The sequence below is a fragment of the Flavobacterium johnsoniae UW101 genome (genome assembly GCF_000016645.1).
GTDB lineage: Bacteria > Bacteroidota > Bacteroidia > Flavobacteriales > Flavobacteriaceae > Flavobacterium > Flavobacterium johnsoniae.
Genome location: NC_009441.1, coordinates 1701466 through 1723265, shown reverse-complemented (window position 1 = coordinate 1723265; position 21800 = coordinate 1701466). Strand labels below are relative to the sequence as shown.

Sequence of the window (21800 nt, the reverse complement as noted above, 5' to 3'; positions counted from 1 at the left end):
TAAAATCTGCAATCTAAAATCAATTATCCCTTATCAGATAATCTCAAAATATCTCCAAAAACTCCTCTTGCTGTTACGGCAGAACCTGCACCGGCTCCCTGAATAACGATTGGACGATCTCCGTAAGATTCTGTATAAATTTCGAAGAAAGAATCTGAACCTTTTAATCCGCCTAAAGCAGTATCTGAAGGTACTGAAACTAATTTTACTTCTAAATTTCCTTTGTCATTCTGCAAATCTCCAGACAATTCACCAATATATCTTAATACGTGATTTGGCTGTTGTTCTGCTTTTATCTTCGCATAAATTGGGTCAAATTCTTTTAATTTTGTCAAGAAATCGGCAGCGCTTCCTTCACGTAAGTGCTCCGGAATTAAATTTTGAATTGAAATTTCTTCAAACTCATTTTGCAAATCTAATTCTCTTGCCAGAATCAATAATTTTCTTCCCACATCATTTCCGCATAAATCTTCACGCGGATCTGGTTCTGTATATCCGTTATCAATGGCTTCCTGCAGAATTTCGCTGAATGGAGCATCTTTTGCAGAAAAATTATTGAATAAATAACTTAATGTTCCTGAGAAAACTCCCTTAATTTTTGTAATGTTTTCTCCTGAAAGGTGAAGCAGTTTAATTGTATCAATTAACGGTAATCCAGCTCCAACATTTGTTTCGTACAAATAATTCTTTTGATTTTCTGCCAAAGCTTTTCTCAATTCTTTATAGAAACCATACGTTAAAGTATTAGCGACTTTATTTGACGAAATTAAGTCAAAACTGCTTTCTACCAGTGTAACATAATTTTCTACAAATGAAGCACTCGCTGTATTATCAACTGCAATTAAGTTCTCTAAATGGTATTCATTTGCATAATCAATAATGTCCTGAATCGTATATGATTCGCCTTTTGTTTCAATGTCGTTTTTCCAGCTTGGAGTTACGCCATTTTTATTTAAAAGCAGTTTTTTAGAGTTTGCGATAGCAAAAACATTCAGCTTAATATCTTTTCGTTTTTCGATTGCAGAAGCCGATTCTAAAATTTGATTAATCAAAGTTCCGCCCACTAATCCGTGACCGAAAATCGCAATATTGATTTTTTTAGAAACTCCAAAAATCTCTCCGTGAATTACGTTTAAGGCTTTGTTTAATTCTTCTTTTTTAACAACCAAACTCACGTTTTTACCAGTAACGGTATTGTTGAATAAAATTGGAACTATTTTATTTTTGATTAAAGCTGTATATGGTTTATGGAATGTACTTAAATCCTGCCCGATGATAGAAATTACCGAAACATTATCAGTCACTGTAATCTGGTTTACATCTTTAGAATAAAAGTCGTTTTCGAACTCTTTTTCTAATTCAACCATTGCAAGAGTTGCTTTGTCTTTAGCCACAACTAATCCAATTCCTCTTTCAGAAGAACCTTGCGAAATAATGCTTACGCTGATGTTGTGATCGCCCATTACTTTAAAAATTCGGGCATCAACTCCGGCTTTTCCAAGTAATCCTCGTCCTTCAAGATTTACAAGAGATACATTTTCTAAAACAGAAAGGGTTTTAATTCCTTCTTTAGCAGAATTTGAAGTGATTAAAGTTCCGTGATTTTCGTGATTGAATGTATTTAAAATACGAAGCGGAATATTTTTTTCTAATAAAGGAATTATCGTTTTGGCATGCAGAATTGTTGCTCCAAAATTGGCTAATTCATTTGCTTCATTAAACGATAAAAATTCGATTTTTTTAGCATCGGCAACTAAATCTGGATTTGCTGTATAGATTCCGTCAACGTGTGTAAAGTTTTGAAGTTCTTCTGCATCCAGATAATTAGCAATTAACGAAGCGGTGTAATTGCTTCCGTTTCTTCCTAAAGTTGTGGTGTCGTTGTTGTTGTTTGAACCAATAAAACCAGTAACGATATTTACTGTTTCACCATTATGAAGTTTGAAATAATTGATAACGTTTTTCTTTGAAAGCTGTTCTAAAGGCTGGGCGTCGCCAAATTTAGAATCTGTTTTCAACAATTCTCTTGTATCAACAAAATTGGCAGGAATTCCTTTTTCAACTAAAATTGAAGTCAATAATTTAGCCGAAAGCAATTCGCCTTTTGACAAAATCTGATCTTTAATTTTATTGCTGTAATCACCAATAAGACTAACTCCTTCAAATAATTTATCTAAAATATTGAATTCCTCAGATAAATCTACCTGCGGATAATCTGAAGTCTGGTATGCTTTAAAACTTTCTAATAAAGGCTTATAATTACCGTTTTTAGCAGCAATTCTTAAGATATCTTCTAATTCATCTGTCGCATTTCCTCGGGCAGAAACGACTACGGCAATTTGTTCGCCTTGATTTACTTTATCTGAAATGATTGAAACTACTTTGTTAAGTCCTTCTCCGTTTGATAATGATTTACCTCCAAATTTTAATACTTTCATTTTATTTTGCTATTGTTTCTGCCTTAAAAATATCGGCAAGTAAATGATCTAATTGTTTGTACTCGATTAAAAAAGCGTCATGTCCGTGAACCGAATCAATCTCGCTGTAAAAAACATTGTTTTTAAATTTCTTTAATTCATTGTAGGTTTCCAGATTTTCTTTTGGTGTAAAAAACAAATCTGAATTGATAGCCACGATATGAATCGCAGCATTTGATTTAGATATTAACGTTTCGAAATCCTCACTATTTCTGGTAATATCGATGGTTTTAAGCAATTGGTTCATCAATTTATAAGATGACAACTGATATCGCTGCTGTAATTTTTTGCCATGATGAGCCAGCCAGCTTTCGATATTAAAAATCAAAAGATCCTGATTGATGGTTCGCTGAAATTTTTCTTTGAATGATTCCGGAGAACGGTAACACAACATAGCGTGTATTCTGGCATCTTCGATTGGTCTCGAAGAATTGTTTAGAATTTGTTCTTGCAGGAAACAGTTGGCAATCATCCAGTCAGTCGATTTCCAATCGGTAGCAATAGGAATTAAATGTTCTGTAATATTGGGGTCCAGAGCCAAAATTTCCCAAGCGATTCCTCCGCCGACAGAACCGCCTATTATGGCAAAAACTTTTTCAATATGCAGTGCTTTTAATCCTTTGATGAAGATTTTGGCAATATCTCTGGTTGTAAAATCCTGATAATTCTCGATTATAAACGAATCGGTTCCGTTTCCGGGAACATTAAATGCTAAAACGGTATATTGATTGGTATCGATAGTTTTGGCTTCGCCGATTAGATCACTCCACCAGCCATTTTCGCCGGTAACTTGTGCGTTTCCGGTTAAGGCATGATTAACCAAAACAATTGGAGCGGTATACAACGGTTTTCCGGAAAGTGTAAAACTTAACGGTAACGATTGATACAGTGCACCACTTTCGGTGATGAAATCTTGAATTATAATGGGACTTGGTATATTTTCCAATTTCAAATCTTTTTACTTTTTGATTTGTATGTGGAAATATTAGAAAGAAAGTCTAGAGTTGAAACTAGAAAAATTCTTGTTGTTATCTTTCCACGTTTGGGCGTGGTAGAATGCAGCACCTTCTTCGAATTAACGAAGGGTTGCTAAGGATTCATCGGGTCTAATCCCTCCTCCTTTCTTTATAACATTTTCAATACGTTTTTGAACTTAACGGTGCAAATTAACTACTAATTTCTTAAACTAACAAATTTTATCGAAACTGATTATTCAATTTCTTAAACATAATTCAATCAGAAACTATTGTACGCACAAAATTACCGAACGTTATGCCCAGTAATGTTATGCAGGTTTCAGCCCTGTATGATGGTACTTTTCAACTTAGATGAAAAGCGTTTCATTTTCTTTAGAATACATCAAAAACAACAATGAATTTGGTGCTTTTTTTACCGCTTTTTTATCTGTTTCAGTTATTCCGAAACTTGGGTGGATCAATTCATTTGCTGGCGGCGGATTGTTTCTTTCAGTTTTTGTACTTCTGAATTTTTTTCTTAAGTAGTTAATTGCGCTCATGATGTTTAAGTTTATGTTAGTTATTTTTTAATCTTATGTTTACTTTAATTCTTTGTTATGATGCTAAATGGAATAAAAAAACCCTTTTGGATTTTTAATACCAAAAGGGTCTAAGTTTTATACAACTTATATATACTTTTAGTATCAACAGACGCATACACAAATACGTGCGACATTGAACATCTTGTTCATCTGTAGGGACTTATTCATTTGTGATTTGACTGTTATTTTTAAAAAATCTTGCATTTAGTATTTTTTATAAACTTTTTTGATGTGATTAAAATCGAAAAAGTGTTTTTGTCTATTTTAACAATTATTACTGCTTTTTTAACAGTTCTAACTTGTCTTACAAATTTGCGAATATTTTTTTAATATTGCAAGTTATAAAAGCTTATTTTTTCTTAAAAAACGTTAAAAAAAAGCTTTTTATCGTTAAAAAACATCTTACAAAATTACATTTTGAATTAAAGAAGGTTAAATCTTACAAAAAATATCTAACTTTCTGTTTCAATCTGTCAAAGAACTATCTAATATTGAAAAACCACTAAAGCCAGACTGCTTCTTTATTTTTTATTTTTTCTGCAACTTTTAGAATATCGGTTATTAAACCTCTCGAAATTGCCTGTTTGCACGGTGATGCGCTTTGAAGCACAATTGGAGTATTAGCATAAGATTGTGTGTAAATTTCGAAAATAGAGTCTGAACCTTTTAACTGGCCAATTGCTGATGTTACAGGTTCTGAGACTAATTTTACTTCGAGAGTATTTTTTTCAACATCAAATTCTCCTATATATCGTAAGACGTGATTGTCTTTTTGGGTTATTTTGGCAATTTTAAATGATTTATCAATAGCATCTTTATTCAGTATTCCATTTTTTTCTAAATGTTCTTCTCTTATCAGAGGATGAATTTTGATATCTGAAAATTCGAATTCTTTTCCTATTTCCCTCGTCAGGATCAATAATTTTCTGGCTGTATCATTTCCAGACAGATCTTCTTTAAATGTAGAACGCATTAATCCGAGAAGGCTGGCATCTTTTAAAATAGAGGAAAAAGAGTTTTCTTCGGCCGAAAAACGATTAAATACATAACTCAGGTTATCTGAAAACACACCTCGTATTTTGGTTATTTTTTCTCCTGAATAATACAAATCTCTTAATGTCTGCAAAACCGGAAATCCTGTATCTACGGAGGTTTCATACAAGAACTCTTTGTCGTATTTTTTTAGATTTTCCCTAATTTTTTTATAGAGATCAATTGGGAGCGTATTGGCTTTTTTGTTTACAGCCACGATATTGAATCCGTTTTCGATTAAAGTATTATAATGACCAATCAATTCGTCGCTGGCAGTGGCATCAACGGCAATAAGATTTTCGAATTCGTTTTCTTTTGCAAATTCAATAATATCTTCGACTCTAAACGGAACAGCCAATTCTCTAAAATTGGTTTCCCAGGCATATCCAACACCTTCTTTCTCGAAAAAGGCTACTGTAGAATTGGTGATGATAGGAAAATGAAAATCAACATTTTTGCTTTGCAGAAAAAACTCCTGACTTTCGATAATCTGATTGATTAATGTGCTTCCTATATTTCCTATTCCAAATAGGATGATATTTATTTTAAGCTTTGACATAATTTTAATTTTTAAAATATATCTGTATGATGATTTTCTTTTCATAAAAAATCACCTCTAGCAGAACTCACGCTGCTAAAGGCAATTTTTCAAACAAAAAACAAAAAAACCTAATTCTTATTGATGCTGTACTGCGATTGGGTTACGCTTTCAAAAACCGCTTGTAAGTCGGCAATTAAATCTTCAACATCTTCTATTCCAACAGAAAGTCGGACTAAATCTTTTGATACTCCTGTAGCCAATTGGTCTTCTTCAGACAATTGCTGGTGAGTAGTGCTTGCAGGGTGAATAATCAGCGATTTTGTGTCGCCAATATTGGCCAAAAGCGAGAATAACTTCGTTTCGTCTACTACTTTTTTAGCGGCGTCAAAACCTCCTTTTAATCCAAAGGTGATAATACCGCTTTGCCCTTCCGGAAGATATTCTTTGGCTAAATCATAATATTTATTTGATTTCAAACCTGGATAATTTACCCAGACTACCTCATCTTGTTTTTCTAACCATTCGGCCAGAACCAAAGCATTTTCACTGTGTTTTTTAATTCGGATTGGAAGTGTTTCTAATCCCTGAATTATCTGAAAAGCATTAAACGGACTCAAAGCAGCTCCGAAATCTCGTAATCCTTCGATTCTTGCTTTTGCAATAAAGGCTGCATTTCCTAAAGCTTCGTGATATACTAATCCGTGATATCCTGCAGACGGCTCTGTAAATTCAGGAAATTTTCCATTAGCCCAGTCAAAGTTTCCGGCATCGATAATTACACCGCCTAATGATGTTCCGTTTCCGGCTATATATTTAGTTAATGAGTGAATTACAATATCGGCACCATATTTAATTGGGTTTAATAAATAAGGTGTCGCAACTGTATTGTCTACTATAAATGGCACTTTAAATGCTTTGGCTTCTGCCGAAATTGCTTTTAAGTCTAATACGTCTAATTTTGGATTTCCTAAAGATTCTACAAAAAATGCTCTGGTATTTTCTTTTGCTGCTTTAGTGAAATTTTGTGGATCTGAAGGGTCTACAAAAGTGGTTGTAATTCCTAAACGAGGTAATGTTACGCTTAATAAGTTGTAAGTACCGCCGTATAAACTATTTGATGCGACGATATGATCGCCGGTTCTTAATAAAGTTAATAAAGTGGTAGAAATTGCTGATGCTCCAGATGCCGTAACTACAGCTCCAATACCGCCTTCGAGTGTGGCAAGCCTCTGTTCTAAAACATCGTTTGTTGGGTTATTTAATCTTGTGTAAATAAATCCGGCTTCGGCAAGACCGAATAAATTGGCAGCATGATCGGCATTATTAAATACGTATGATGATGTCTGATAAATTGGTACTGCTCTTGTTCCTGAATTTTTGGTAACATCGTGTCCTGCGTGTAATGCGTTTGTTGCAAATTTTTGTGTGCTCATGATTTCTTAGTTTTTTAGGTATTGTTAATACTATTATATATTGTTATCTGATTGTAATTAAATTTTGTGGTGATTAAGCAAAAGAAAATTCTCCTTCTATTTCAAGATCATACATTTGAAACAGTAATGATTTTTGAACTTTTCTATCTTGTTCTGAATTGATTCTTGTGATTTCTTTTGTTAGATTTTCTGATTTGTTATTGTCATTTTGAGAATCGTTTCTCAATAAATATTCTACTGCTATGGAATTTAATGTTTTCATGATTTTTAATTTAAAGTGTTGAAATGAAAAAAGCCCTTTCGGATGGCGACCAAAAGGGCTTATAGTGTAACTATAACAAAGATTGTATCTTTTACTTTTGGCAACAGCAAGGTTGGATGCACATTTGCATCATACTACAACACATCATATTTTTTCCTGCTATTGTTTTCATTTCTTTTAAAATTTATCTTTTTTAAACTCGACTAATTCGATAGAGTAAATGTAATAACTATTTTTCTAACTGCCAAATAAAAGTTTGATATTTTATATTAAAATTTTCTAACTCAATTAAATTAAGTTCTCCAGCTTAATTAATATCATAAAAAAATTAGCCACAGATTAATAAGATTACATTGATTTAAAAAATCAGCGCTAATTCGTCTAATCTTTATAATCTGTGGTCTATTCTTTTACTTTAAAATTTAAAGCTTAAACGTGCAAATCCAAATCTTCCGTTTAATCCAAATTGCGATACAGCTCTTGAATATGCAAACTGATTTGCGTTTGTTAAGTCTGTACTTGGCGCCGGAGATAAAGTTGGAGTTGTGTTTGTGAAAGCCGGAGTCGAAGGATTATTTCTGTCCGGATAAACATCTCCTATATTATTAAATCCAACAGTCGCTCTAAAATGTTCGTTTATCTGGTATCCAAAAGATAAATCGGTTACTAGTTTTGCACTGTATTCCGGATGTTCGTAAACAGAAGAAAATCCATCTAAATTAACATCTGTTGCTCCCGGATCTGTTACTTTTCCAAAATAGCTGTTCCTTAAATATATATCCAGTTTTTTGATACTGAAAGTCGTTGTTAGGTTTGCTTTTAATTTCGGAATTGCTTCTTCTAAATAAATTCGGCTTGACTCAGGAAAAAATGAATATATATAAGGATCGCCTCCTGCATCAATAATAGACTGTGGTACATTTAAAGCGCCTACTCTTTTTGTTTCATTAAAACTTAAAGCAAAATCGTTTCTGATTACAAAATCCTGAATTACATCATATTTTTGAGAAATTACTAAATCAACTCCTTTTGTTTCTGAGTCAATTCCGTTTGTCCAGAATGAAGCTCTCTCAACACCTTTTAAATCAAATGCCTGTTGAAACAATGTCAAAGCATCTTTTTGTGTCTGCGATGTTGCAGCATTTATCTGTGCATCTGTTGGTCTTGCATATTGTCCTGATAAAACAATTCTGTCGTTGATTCTTGTATAATAAGCATCTGTAGAAATTGTAATGTTTGCTTCCGGAATTTTAAATGTAAATCCTGTACTGATGCTTTTTGATTTTTCTGGTTTTAAATTTTCTACACCAATACTTTTTGCGGCCTGAGAATCATTTGTAAAATATCCAACCTGATAAGGCGCCCCATTAATGAATTGTGTAGAACTGCTTTCAAAATATTTTTGCTGTAATGATGGCGCTCTAAAACCTGTCTGTCCTGAAACTCTCCAATTGATATTATCTGTTAATTTTAAAAGAGAAGCTAATTTAAAAGTAACTGTACTTCCAAAATCTGAATAGTTTTCATAACGTGCCGCTCCGTTTACCAGCCATTTTTCGGTTGCATTCAACTCTAAATCAATGTAGGCAGCACCGCTTTGTCTGTCTTTTTCTTTAGCATCTGAAGGCTGAAATCCTGAGAATCCCTGCGCTCCCGCTCCACGTTTGTTGCCAAAGAAATCAGTAACAATTAAAGGTGAAGTACTTGGTAAAATTCCGGTTACCAAAGCTCCGTTTACATCATATAATCCGTATGAAGCTTCTTCTCCTGCTTTAATTTGGTAATTTTCATATCTAAATTCTCCTCCAAAAGCAACATTTAATCCAGAAAGAACATCAAGCTTTTTACTGAAATCTAAATTGGTTGTGCTTTGTAAAAATGAAACTTTTCCAGCATCGAAACTCAAAGGTGAATTGGTTCCTAAAGTAGCATTGATAGTATTGTTTACATCATAATTAAATGAATTGGTTCCTAAATTGGTGCTTAAATCTGTATCGAAGCCTAAAATATTTGTTGTAACCCCAAGTGCAGCTGAAGCATCTAAAATTTTAGATTCAATTTCCGGTAAAAATCCGTTTTGATACACTTGCGTGAAAGTTCCTGAACCGTTTGGCAGTCTGTTAAAAGCATACGATTTCCCGTTTCTATAAGAGATTCCTCCAAATGAATATAGTGAAGTTGTTTCGGTTAAAGGATATTTTGCATTATAATATGCCTGTCCCGAAGCCAATTCTGACTGACCCACACTCATATTATAATCTGCTCTTTGCTGTCCTCTGTAAGCTAACTCATTATTAGTAACATCAAAATTAAGCGCTGTCTGCATTTGAGCAATTGTTGTTGCCGATGCAATTGCATTTTGCTGTGCTGTTGTAAAATAACTTACCTGCGGCGCATATTGCTGCAGCGAACTTATAATTTGTGCCGAATTTCCAGTCGCATTAATATTACTGAACAATGAATTGATTTCGACTCCATTTTGAGCCGCTCTGTTTTCTACAGCATTATAAGCATTAAAAATTCCGTTATTTCTAATTCCTGCTCTGCTTGTTGCCTGTCTTGTTACACCAACAGCAGTTAGGTTTAAATAACTTCCGGGTTTTCCTAAAGAAGTTCCGTAATTTAAATCAATCTGGGTTGTTTGTCCATCTGATCCTCCTTTAAAGTTATTTGAACCTGATGACAAGTTAGCTCCATACTGAACTCCTCCAGAAATATAGTTGGCATTTTTCTTTAATACGATATTGATAACTCCTGCAATAGCATCTGAACCATATTGTGCAGCCGCACCGTCTCTCAAAACTTCGATTCTTTCAATAGCAAAAGATGGAATGGCATTTAAATCAGTTCCTACAGATCCTCTTCCCGGCGATCCGTTTATGTTTACCAATGCGCTGGTATGTCTTCGTTTTCCGTTTACTAAAATTAAAACCTGATCTGGTCCTAAACCTCTTAATTGTGCCGGATCAACGTGATCTGTTGCATCGGCAGTTGATGTTGCGTTACTTGTAAACGACGGCGCAACATAATTTAAAATTTGAGTTACGCTGGTTTGCGGCGCTCCTTTTGTAATATCGGCAATATTAAAAACATCAACCGGAACCGGCACATCTGTTTTTACTCTGTTCTTACTTCTTGATCCAATTATGGTTACTTCTGACAATTCATTATTCTTCAAAGAATCCTGCTCGGTTTTATTGTCCTGAGCATAAAGGCCTGAAAATGTCACAAGACCCAAAACGATTAGTACATTTTTTTTCATTTCTTTTTAGTGATTAATTTGTTTTTGGCTTAAAAGACTTACAGTTTTTTCGGTTTGAAACAAAAAAAACCTCTGCGGCGGGCAGAGGTTCTATTATATTGTTGAAAAAAATCTACAATAGAGTCTCTGCGGAGAATTCCGGCATCTTACAAGACATCATATTGCAAACTGTAAATTTCATTTTTGTTCTGTGATTTTAACAAGGCAAATTTGCAAACTATTTTTTAATCAGCCAAACAAAAATCAAAATATTTTCTATTACCCTATCAAAATAGTATGCTTTTGTTAAATTTCTGCTATAAAAAATAAAAAAAGTTGAACTTTAATTTGCAAATCAAAATGGTTTTATACCTTTGCACGCGAATACAGAGGAAAAATTTGAACTGATTGCAACCTCTTCATAATGAAACGGTTCATTATGGATGCCGAAACAAAGATTTCGGTAGTAAAAAATGCTAAAGCAGGAACTCTCCTTTAGCACTTTCAGCAATTACTTTTCCTCGCTTAATGTTAATTTAATAAATTATTATGGCTTATTTATTTACGTCAGAATCTGTTAGTGAAGGGCATCCAGACAAAGTTGCAGATCAAATTTCGGATGCTTTAATTGATAACTTTCTGGCATTTGACGCTGATTCGAAAGTAGCTTGTGAAACATTGGTTACTACAGGTCAGGTTATTTTAGCAGGTGAGGTAAAATCAAATACTTATCTTGATGTACAACAAATTGCACGTGAGGTAATCCGTAAAATTGGATATACTAAAAGTGAATATATGTTTGAGGCAAATTCTTGTGGAATTTTATCAGCTATTCACGAGCAGTCTGCAGACATTAACCAAGGAGTTGACAGAGCTAAGCCGGAAGAGCAAGGTGCTGGAGATCAAGGAATGATGTTTGGTTACGCTACAAACGAAACTGAGAACTTCATGCCATTGGCACTTGATTTATCTCATAAATTATTACAAGAGTTAGCTATTTTAAGACGTGAAAACAAAGAAATCACGTATTTACGTCCAGATGCTAAATCTCAGGTAACTTTAGAATACAGCGACGATAACAAACCAACTCGTATTGACGCGATTGTTATCTCGACTCAGCATGATGATTTTGATGAAGAAGCTGCAATGCTTGCTAAAATCAAAAAAGATGTTATCGAAATTTTGATTCCAAGAATTATCGCTAAAAACCCTGAGCACGCTCATTTATTTAACGATAAAATCAATTACCATATTAACCCAACAGGAAAATTCGTTATTGGAGGGCCTCACGGAGATACTGGTTTAACAGGAAGAAAAATTATTGTTGATACTTACGGAGGTAAAGGTGCTCACGGTGGTGGTGCATTCTCTGGAAAAGATCCAAGTAAAGTAGACAGAAGTGCTGCTTATGCAACTCGTCATATCGCTAAAAACTTAGTTGCTGCAGGTGTTGCTGACGAAATCTTAGTTCAGGTTTCTTACGCAATTGGAGTTGCTGAGCCAATGGGTATTTTCATTGAGACTTACGGGACTTCTAAAGTAAACTTAACAAACGGTGAAATCGCTAAAAAAGTAGAAGCTATCTTTGATATGCGTCCTTACTTTATTGAGCAGCGTTTAAAATTAAGAAATCCTATTTACAGCGAAACGGCTGCTTACGGACACATGGGACGTAAACCAGAAACGGTTACTAAAACTTTCTCTGCTCCAGGCGGAAACGAAAAAACTGTTACTGTTGAGTTGTTTACATGGGAAAAACTTGATTTTGTTGACCAGGTAAAAACTGCATTTGGATTATAATTTTTTTAAGCTTCAAAGCTAAATTTCCTTAATCTTACTTATATATAAATCCTGAATTCTATTTGTTTAGAGTTCGGGATTTTTTATTTGTTTATTTGACGGCATTTGCTTTCCTTAGTACAAAATAACTGACTAAAAAATGAGCAGACTTCCTTCATTACAGAACGTGTTAAATGCAGCGCAAAAAACTATTCTGAGATTTCCTTTAGAAACTATTACAGCAATTTGCGGTACCATTTTCGCTGTTTTAAATATTAGACAGGATTATTCGAACCATGACGAATTCTATTTAAAAGCAATCATGAGCTGCTCTTTATGCCTGGTTTGGTTTGTTTCTGCAAGTTTATTTTTTGCTGCCAAACACAAAAACAATATCATACGCTTTACTGTTAGTATACTAGTCAGCGTACCTTTAATTGCTTTTGTATTTAATTTTGGAGAAAGAGTCTCAGATGCTCAATGGCAGCAGTTTTTTGTTCTCAACCTTACTTTGCATTTATTGGTTTCTTTTGCAGGTTTTATTCCAAGAACATACAATCAGGAAGAGTTTTGGGAATTTAATAAACAGCTTTTTATACGAATTCTTACTTCAGGTTTGTATAGTATTGTTCTTTATACTGGTTTAGCTTTAGCAATTTTAGCCGTCGATCAATTATTTAAAGTAGAATTTGATGGCAAAATATACGGATATCTATTTTTTGTCATTGCAGGAGTTTTTAATACTATTTTCTTTTTAAGCGGTGTTCCTGAAACGAATAGCAAAGAATTCCCGCTTGAATTAAATTACCCAAAAGGACTTAAAAATTTCACTCAGTTTGTGTTACTTCCTCTTATAAGTATTTATCTGGTAATATTAATTTGTTACGAAGCCAAAATTCTGGTTACGCTTTCGCTTCCTGTAGGATGGGTTTCGTATCTGGTTCTGGCATTTGCTATCGTTGGAATTCTTTCTTTTTTATTGATACATCCTATTGCAAATGAAAGCGGTAATTTATGGATGCGTACCTTTAACCGCTGGTTTTATTTTTTATTAATTCCGTTGTTGGCATTGCTTTTTTGGGCCATTTTATACCGAATTAATCTTTACGGATTTACTCACGAACGTTATTATGTTTTATTATTATCTATTTGGCTCGCGGTTGTTGTGGCTTATTTTTTAATTGCAAAACATCCAAAAATAAAATTCATCCCTATAACCATGTGCATTGCCGGTTTGTTTTCGATTATTGGACCGCAAAGTGCTGATTCTGTTTCAAAATACAGTCAGTTATCCCGATTCGAAAACTATCTGCAAAAAGCTCAAGGCAAAACATTAACTTTTGAGGAAGAAAAAGAATTAAGCAGTATTGTTTATTTTTTACAAAGAAATTACTCTTTTGAAATTATGCTTCCGTATGCGCATAAAAAATTAGATGCGCTGTACAAAAAAGACAAAGATCCGGGATCAACTAAAATAATGGAAAGTTTAGGTTTTCAGTATCGATCTGAATATGAAGACAAACCTAAAGAAAATGATTATTTTAACTATTATTACTATGAAAACAATAATAATGTTGTGGATAACATTCATGGTTATGATTTCATTTTTATTTTGAATAAAAACAATGCATTCGACTGTAACCAATGTATTACTTTGAATGGCACTACATATTCAATTAAGTCTAAAACTACAAATTATGGTCAGGAATTACAGATTAATAAAGACATTATTCCTCTTAAAATAAACGATTTTATTAATGCAAATTCTGCTTTTAAAAGAGATTATGATTCTGAAAATAAAATAGAACAGAAAATAGAAACTTCAAAATATATTATTTTACTGAATTATCTAAGTGTAAATGGTAAGATAAAAAACAATAAAAAAGATCCTGCACATTATCAAATCAAAGTAATGGCAGGCATTAAAAAATAGTAAAAGAAAACCCGGCAAAACTAAAATTTGCCGGGTTTCTTTTTATTCTGATATCTTGATATTAATAGGTTCCATTCTGCATTTTAGATAAAACTTCTTTTATATCATTTGCAGTTTGTTCTTCAACACTATCGGTTAAATATTGTACTGCCAGAGTCTCAGTTGCAATGGCTTTATCTTTTTGTCCGTCTTTGTAATACAACTGTGCCAGCGTATCTAAATAATATGGATTGTTTTTAGATATTACTAAACTATATTCAGACCATTTTATAGCATCTTTAATAAAGTTAGAATTCTGAGATTTTAATACAACCATCCAGGCTGCATTATTGCAAATATCTGAATTGTAAAGTTTAAATGAGTTCCATCCGTCATAAGAATAACTAGAGTTCGGGTCTAATCCTGAAAAAATAACATCTAATTTTTCAATTGGATTTGCCCCTGCTAATGTATTATCAAAATAAGTATTAAACTCTTTTAAGTAGGTTGTATTAGAACCGTCATTGTCTGTAAACTGACCTAAATAGTCAAAATAGTTTCTATAGGATTCAAAATTTCCTTTTCCAGATGCAATGATTTTTTTATAAATCGAATTGACTTTGTCTTTGTTTTTTTCTCCTCCTGCTCCATCTTTAGAAACATTTAGATTACCCTGCAATGCATTGGAAATTTCAGAAAAAACATTGTCTATATAATGAACTTCCGGTGCATCATTATTGAATGCTGCACGATTACTTTCTATTTCATCAGAATGTTTTAACAAATAATCAATTGCTAAGAAGTCTGTATCGTCTAAAATTCTGTCTTCGTTAAAAAGCTGTTTGGTAAATCCAACATTCTTAATTTCTTTTATAATGGTTTCTGCCAAACTCATATCTGGATTTTTATCTTTTTGATGTGCCTCAATTAATTTTTTCCAGGTTTGAGCCACTTCTTTTTTATCTAAGGCTGGTTTAGAAATTACCAGATCAGCAGAATCATATGCAGTATAATCATCATCATAAGATGTTTGCAGTGCTGCCGTTTTATTAAAAGCCTGAATCAAATCAGCATCAGATGCTTTTTTATTTTTCAGGACTTTACCAATAGACATAGAAGCATCTGCACGCAATAGTTTAAGATAATAGCTGCCATTATAACTAAACTGATATTGGTTTGATATTAAATCAGATTTTGCAACAGCTAATAGATCACCGTTTCCGTTTAAAATGAATATACTTGGGTCGTTTGTTATTTTATTGTTTTTCAGCCATTTTTTATCATCGGCACCGGCCATGTAATAATTATAAACATCATATTTTGCATCATATTTATCATACATGTTGTATCCTGTCTGTGATTCCTGACTTTTTATGAATGCATCAAAATTTGCTTTTGCAGAGGGATTTTTGCTGTCTACAATTCCAACTAAAAACTTAGTTTTAGCATCTTTAGTTGCAGCAAGAGCACTTTTTAGATTATTTTCTATTTTAAGTTTAAAATTATATGAATAATCTGTTGAAGCGTATGCAGTTGTGTCAACAGCAACACTATCAATTGCATTATTTTGAGTACTGTCTACAGCAGTTCCATAATAGTCATAATAAGGGCTTTTTCCCGGATAAGTCCAGTTTGTTATAGTTTGATTTTCTAAAGGAACAACTTTAGGCGTTTTATCCGGCTGTACATCTTTTTCGTTTACAAATACGAAAGGCTCGTTTACTAATGGTTCAGAAACTTTCAGCTGGTTTGTTTTTCTGTCATAAAACCCGGCAAAATTGAGATTACCTAAAGGCTGTGACTGATAATCAATTGCTGCTTCTGAAACATCTTTGTCCAGTGCATATTTACTAATATTACTTTTTCCGTCATGATTTTCTATAACCAAATACAAAAAATCTGTTTTGTCTATTTCAAATTCTAAATCTGTTGATGTCCAGTTTGGATCTACTTTTGCTCTAATATCAGAAATTCTTTGATACTGAACTGTTTCTGAAGCTTTTTGAGTACCTATATAAAAGTTAGGTCCTATATAAACTGAATAAAGAGTTGGGTCTAAGATTTTAATCTTAATCTTTTTGGCTTTTTTATCATTTTTAAACGAAAGATTAAACCCGTTTTCTGATTGTGCATTTTTAGAAAAAACTAACGAATCGCCTTTAATTTCATATTCTCCCGTATAAAAGACCAGTTCGTATTTGTTATCGTCTAATAAATTTAGTTTTATTTTTCCACCTTTATTTGTAGATAAATAAGTTCCTTTTTGAATACCATTTGTTTGAGCGAAAGAAACAAACATTCCGGCAAACAAGAGTGATAAACTCCAAACAATATTGCGCATGACTATTTTGTATTTAATAATAGTACAAAATTATCTGATTCACTCTCAAACAAAGCCAAAAAAATCATAATATTGTAGTTAAAATACTACAATAAAAAATCCAATGACTTATTAGCCATTGGATTTTTTTATTGTGTTTAAAAGATTTTAGTATGTTCCGTTCTGCATTTTAGATAAAACTTCTTTTATATCATTTGCAGTTTCCTCTTCAACAGTATCGGTTAAGTATTTTACTGCCAGAGTCTGAGTAGCAACAGCTTTATCTTTTTGTCCGTCTTTGTAATACAACTGTGCAAGTGTATCTAAATAATATGGATTGTTTTTAGATATTACTAAACTATATTCAGACCATTTTATGGCATCTTTAATAAAGTTTGAGTTTTGCGGTTTCTGTACAACAGTCCAGGCTGCATTATTGCAAATATCTGAATGGTATAATTTAAATGAATTCCATCCGTCATACGAATAACTAGAGCTTGAATCTAATCCTTCAAAAATAGCGTCTAATTTTTCAATTGGACTTGATCCTGCTAACGTGTTATCAAAATAAGTATTAAACTCTTTTAAGTACGTTATATTAGATCCGTCGTTATCTTCTATCTGGGCTAAGTAATAAAAATAATTTCTGTAGGCATCAAAATTTCCTTTTCCAGAAGCAATGATTTTTTTATAAACAGAATTGATTTTCTCTTTATTCATATCTCCAGTCACTCCATCTTGAGAAGCATATACATTTGTCTGCAACGCATTAGAAACTTCAGAAACTGGATTACCTATGTTATGAATTTCTGGCGCATTGCTGTTAAATGCTGCACGATTGCTTTCGATTTCATCAGAATGTTTTAGTAGATAATCAATTGCAAGGAAATCTGTATCGTTTAAGATTTTGTCTTCGTTAAAAAGCTGTTTTGTAAATCCTTGATTTTTGATTTCTCTTATGATTGTTTCTACCAAAATCATATCGGGTTTTTTATCTTTTTGATGTGCTTCAATCAATTTTTTCCAGGTTTGAGTAACTTCTTTTTTATCTAATGCTGTTTTTGAAATTACAAACTCACTAGGATCATCTACAGTATAATCTGAATCATAATCATAAGGTGCTTCCAGCAAAGCTGCCTTATTAAATGCGCTTATTAAATCTGTATCTGACGCTTTTTTATTTTTCAAAGTCTTATCAATAGCCAGGAAAGCATCTGCACGCAATAGTTTACGGTAAAAATCTCCGTAATAACTAAATTGGTATTGTTTTGATGTTAAATCTGATTTTGCAAGCGCCAGTACATCGCCATTTTTATTTAAAACAAAAACACTTGGATCGTTTGTTATTTTATTGTTTTTCAGCCATTTTTTATCATCGGCTCCAGCCAGATAATAATTATAGATATCATACTGTTCATAATATTTGTCATACATATTATAGCCAGTCTGTGTTTCCTGATCTTTTACAAAAGCATTAAAAGTTTCTTTAGCTGTTTTATTACTGTCATGATAAACTACTAAAAACTTATTGCTGGCAGCTTCTTTTGTAGCAGCTAATGCCTTGCTTAAACTGCTTTCAATTTTTAGTTTGAAATTGTACTGAGAGTAAGAACTCGCTGTATCTATCGTATAATCTGCTGCAGGTACCGCTGTACTGTCAACCGCAAGACCATTATATATACTATCTGTTGCTGCACCTCCATAGCTGTCATAATAAGAGCTTTTGCCCGGATAAGTCCAGTTTGTCACTATATTATTTTCTAATGGAACAACTGTTGGAGCTTTAGCCGGCTGTACATCTTTTTCATTCATAAAAACCAAAGGATCTTTCCCTGATCTTTCAGAAACTTTCAGCTCGTTTGTTTTTCTATCATAAAATCCGGCAATGTTCATCCTGCCCAAAAGCTGCAGCTGATAATCAATTGTTACCTCTGAAACATCTTTTGGCAATGCATATTTACTAACATCACTTTTTCCGTCATAATCTTCATAAACCAGATACAGAAAATCTGTTTTGTCTATTTCAAAATCTAAATCTGTTGATGTCCAGTTTGGATCTACTTTTGTTTTAATATCAGAAACTCTTTGGTATTGAATTGCTTCTGAACCTTTTTGAGTTCCTATATAAAATGAATAATAAGAAGGATTTAAGAACTTAATTTTGACCTTTTTGGCTTTTTTATCATTTTTAAATGAAAGATCGAATCTGTTTTCTGATTTTTCCTTTTTAGAAAAAACCAGCGAATCGCCTTTAATTTCATAATCTCCGGTATAAAAAACCAATTCGTATTTATTATCGTCTAATAAATTTAGTTTTATTTTTTCTCCTTTATTTGTAGATAAATAGGTTCCTTTTTCGATACCTTTTGTTTGAGCGAAAAAAACAGACATTCCGGCAAACAAGAGTGATAAACTCCAAATAAAATTGCGCATAACTACATTTTTTGTTGTTAATAATATAGCACAAAGATATTTGATTCCTGCCTAAACAAATCATAAAAAACTATAATATTTGAAATCAAAATACTACAAATTGTATTTCATCGAAAATATGATGTAACGAGGCTGTACGGTGTATTGAGAGACTCTTGTTGAAAATTGTGAGAAGCTGTCGTCGTTAAGATATTTCGTGTTGAGCAAATTGGTTGCCGAGACTTTGTATTCCCATTTACTGTTTTTCTTTTGGTAGATTAAACTGGCGCTCAAAAAGTCGTATTCGTTATCTACTGTTTTGTTTCCATTGTAATAATGGTAGAATTCATATTCTGAAACAAAAGAAAAACTATCTAAAAAATAATAATCTAATCTGGCAAAAGGCTTATCGGTATAAAATGTAGAACCGCTGTATTTATTGACCAAAAGGTTATAACCAAATTCAATATTTGGCAGGTTTTTATAATTAGTCGAAGCTCTTATGGTATAATTTTGAACAAAACTCTCTGTTGTGGCTAATTTATCATTTTGAATGTTGTTGAATTTTGACCAGTTCAAACTTGCTGTTGCCGATGCTTTATAGTTTTTCAGGAAAGAGCGGCCGTAAGTTCCCATTCCGCTGAAAGTTTCATCGGCTAAATTTGAATTGTATGGAACTGATGACTGATTAATTCCTTCAAAATCTGCCTGCGTTTTAATCGCATCTACTTTTTTAGTATAGGTTGCATTGGCAAAAATGTTCTCAAAATTGAACATATTGTATTTAAAATAGCGAAGCGAATGTACTTGTGATGTTGCGTTTTCTAAGAAACGATTTCCATGGAATAAACTGCTGTAATCAGACAAAACATAACCAGCTGCTAATTGGTTGATATCTGTAAAATCATTTGTCAGCGAAAAATTATACGTCAGCGTTTCTGATTTTTTAATTTGGTACAAAGCGAAGAAATCCGGCAGAACTTTTACGAAATTCTGAGAATAATCTGTCCCTAACTGCGTGTTTTTCATTGCATAAGAATGTACGCTGACACCTGGCGTGAAAGTAAATTTCCCGGTTAAGATTTTATAATGAAATCCCAGAAAAACATCATCAAAGTTATAATTGACATCATTATTATTTTCAGGAGTTTCCAAGTCATTTCGGTCTCCATTATCCAAAATTTGGAATATATGAGAATTAAAATTTTGATATGAATATGTATTCCCTAAAGTAATATTGATGTTGCTTTTTGGTGTTATCATATAATAGTAATCCAATTTTGCATCTAGTTTATTGGTTTTTACAAAACGATCCTGGTTTAAATCGTTTCTATTTTGTCCTACTGTGTAACCTGCTAAGTCAAAAGGCTGTGTTCGCAAATTGGCATTATAAAAAGGATTTTCATCCTGATATAAATGCTGCATTTCAAAGGCAAAAATATTCTTGGCACTTTGTGTATAATACAAACTTAAATTTTGGTTTACCGAGGTTGGATCCTGCTTTTTATTCGTAAAAATACTTTCTGCATCCGCCACATTGTTTACAACAGACTCACGCAGTAAATCAGTGTCTTCTTGTTGTTTAGACAATTTAGTTAAGATGTCATAATCAAACTGAAATTTATCGTTTGGTTTATAAGTCGAACTTAATTTAAAAAGTCCTAAATTATTTTTTTGATGCGTTAATTCATCTCGTTTCTGCTGATCTCCAGAATCTAGAATCGTGGTTTGGGATTTAGTTTCTAAATCGGTTTTTGAAGTCGAAAGGATTCCAAAACCGCTTATAGTCCATGTTTTTGCTGGAGAATAAGAGAAATTTGTCGCGCCAAATTTGGTTTCAATTTCCTTGGCCCTGTTGTTTCTTAAAACTGAAATTCCTAAATCATTTGATGAAACATTAAAACTGCTGCCTCCTTTTTTCATCATGTTTTTAAATCCGCCTGTAAACTTAAAATAATCCTGAGCCGTAAGCGGCAGTTCTCCAATATTATTAAAATTGGTAATTAAGTTTATACTATACTTCGGACTGTAATAAAACAATTTCGGATTAATAATATAACGGCTGTCTAATTCTGCAACTCCGGTTCCGGCAGTAACATCTCCAAACCAAAAGTTCTTTTTACCTTCTTTCAGCTTAATGTTCATTGCCACATTTTCCTGATCGTTTTCGAGACCTTTTAATTGGCTTATTTCGTTATAGTTTCTTAAAACCTGAACTTTATCAATAGCATCTGCAGGAATGTTTTTGACTCCGAGTTTGGTATCGCCGTCAAAAAAGTCTTTTCCTTCTACCATTAATTTACTTACTTTTTTTCCTTCAACCTCAATTTCACCATCGGCATTTACCTCAACGCCTGGAAGTTTTTTCAGGACATCTTCGAGTTTTTTTTCGGTTCCAGATTTAAAAGAATCGGCATTGTAAACAATCGTGTCGCCTTTTATAGAAACCGGCATTTCACGAACAATCTCAACACCTTCGAGTTCTATTCCTGCGCCGTCCATAACAATATTCTGGGCAATGTTTTCGGTTTTGGTCGAAACGGCAATTTCTTTAGACTTCATTCCAAGATAGCTTACTTTAACCGTGTAAGAAGTATTAGGCTTTAAAGTGAGCTGAAATTTTCCTTTATCATTGGTAATTCCATAAGAATCCATTGCTTTTGTGGTATTGTTAACCGCCATAATATTGGCCATTTCCAACGGATTTTTCTGCTCATCCTGAATAAAACCATCAAAACGAACACTTTGAGAAAAGCATATAGAAGTAAAAAATAAGGCAAAAATAAAAAGTGTTTTATTCATTATCAGAATATTGGAATTTGGCCCGAAGCTT

Annotated in this window: 12 protein-coding genes and 1 riboswitch; of the genes, 2 read left to right on the top strand and 10 right to left on the bottom strand. The window is 32.9% G+C overall.

Going from position 1 to position 21800, the window contains the following annotated elements; genetic code table 11:
- Positions 1-23: 23 nt before the first annotated feature.
- The 7 genes from thrA to FJOH_RS07735 form a co-directional block, all read right to left on the bottom strand.
- A complete protein-coding gene (gene thrA, locus FJOH_RS07765; RefSeq protein ID WP_012023572.1) occupies positions 24-2438 on the bottom strand; it encodes a bifunctional aspartate kinase/homoserine dehydrogenase I in 2415 nt (804 codons plus the stop codon).
- A 1-nt stretch (position 2439) separates the two neighbouring features.
- Positions 2440-3423, bottom strand: coding sequence for an alpha/beta fold hydrolase (locus FJOH_RS07760; protein WP_235023006.1), 984 nt, complete (start codon positions 3421-3423; stop codon positions 2440-2442).
- Positions 3424-3502: 79 nt separating this feature from the next.
- A riboswitch (SAM riboswitch) is annotated at positions 3503-3611 on the bottom strand.
- A gap of 190 nt (positions 3612-3801) precedes the next feature.
- Positions 3802-3993, bottom strand: a complete 192-nt coding sequence (locus FJOH_RS07755; RefSeq protein WP_044047570.1) for a hypothetical protein — start codon at positions 3991-3993, stop codon at positions 3802-3804.
- A 544-nt stretch (positions 3994-4537) separates the two neighbouring features.
- Positions 4538-5626 (bottom strand): homoserine dehydrogenase family protein, encoded by a 1089-nt coding sequence (locus tag FJOH_RS07750; RefSeq protein WP_044048256.1) that lies wholly within the window; start codon positions 5624-5626, stop codon positions 4538-4540.
- Between the two features lie 110 nt (positions 5627-5736).
- Positions 5737-7041, bottom strand: coding sequence for an O-acetylhomoserine aminocarboxypropyltransferase/cysteine synthase family protein (locus FJOH_RS07745; protein WP_012023569.1), 1305 nt, complete (start codon positions 7039-7041; stop codon positions 5737-5739).
- 73 nt (positions 7042-7114) lie between these two features.
- Complete coding sequence (locus FJOH_RS07740) at positions 7115-7303, bottom strand: hypothetical protein (protein ID WP_044047569.1); 189 nt, start codon at positions 7301-7303, stop codon at positions 7115-7117.
- A gap of 415 nt (positions 7304-7718) precedes the next feature.
- On the bottom strand, positions 7719-10565 hold the full coding sequence (locus FJOH_RS07735) for a TonB-dependent receptor plug domain-containing protein (protein WP_012023568.1): 2847 nt from the start codon (positions 10563-10565) through the stop codon (positions 7719-7721).
- 528 nt (positions 10566-11093) lie between these two features.
- Between FJOH_RS07735 and metK the strand changes: the two genes are divergently transcribed.
- On the top strand, positions 11094-12344 hold the full coding sequence (metK, locus tag FJOH_RS07730; RefSeq protein WP_012023567.1) for a methionine adenosyltransferase: 1251 nt from the start codon (positions 11094-11096) through the stop codon (positions 12342-12344).
- 139 nt (positions 12345-12483) lie between these two features.
- Positions 12484-14256: a DUF4153 domain-containing protein gene (locus tag FJOH_RS07725; RefSeq protein WP_012023566.1), complete on the top strand. Its 1773-nt coding sequence runs from the start codon at positions 12484-12486 to the stop codon at positions 14254-14256.
- A gap of 61 nt (positions 14257-14317) precedes the next feature.
- Here the strand turns inward: FJOH_RS07725 and FJOH_RS07720 are convergent, their stop codons facing one another.
- The 3 genes from FJOH_RS07720 to FJOH_RS07710 form a co-directional block, all read right to left on the bottom strand.
- A complete protein-coding gene (locus FJOH_RS07720; protein WP_012023565.1) occupies positions 14318-16576 on the bottom strand; it encodes a hypothetical protein in 2259 nt (752 codons plus the stop codon).
- A gap of 147 nt (positions 16577-16723) precedes the next feature.
- Entirely contained in the window at positions 16724-18988 is a 2265-nt protein-coding gene (locus tag FJOH_RS07715) for a hypothetical protein (RefSeq protein ID WP_012023564.1), read from the bottom strand.
- Positions 18989-19081: 93 nt separating this feature from the next.
- A complete protein-coding gene (locus FJOH_RS07710; RefSeq protein WP_012023563.1) occupies positions 19082-21769 on the bottom strand; it encodes a carboxypeptidase-like regulatory domain-containing protein in 2688 nt (895 codons plus the stop codon).
- Positions 21770-21800: the final 31 nt, after the last annotated feature.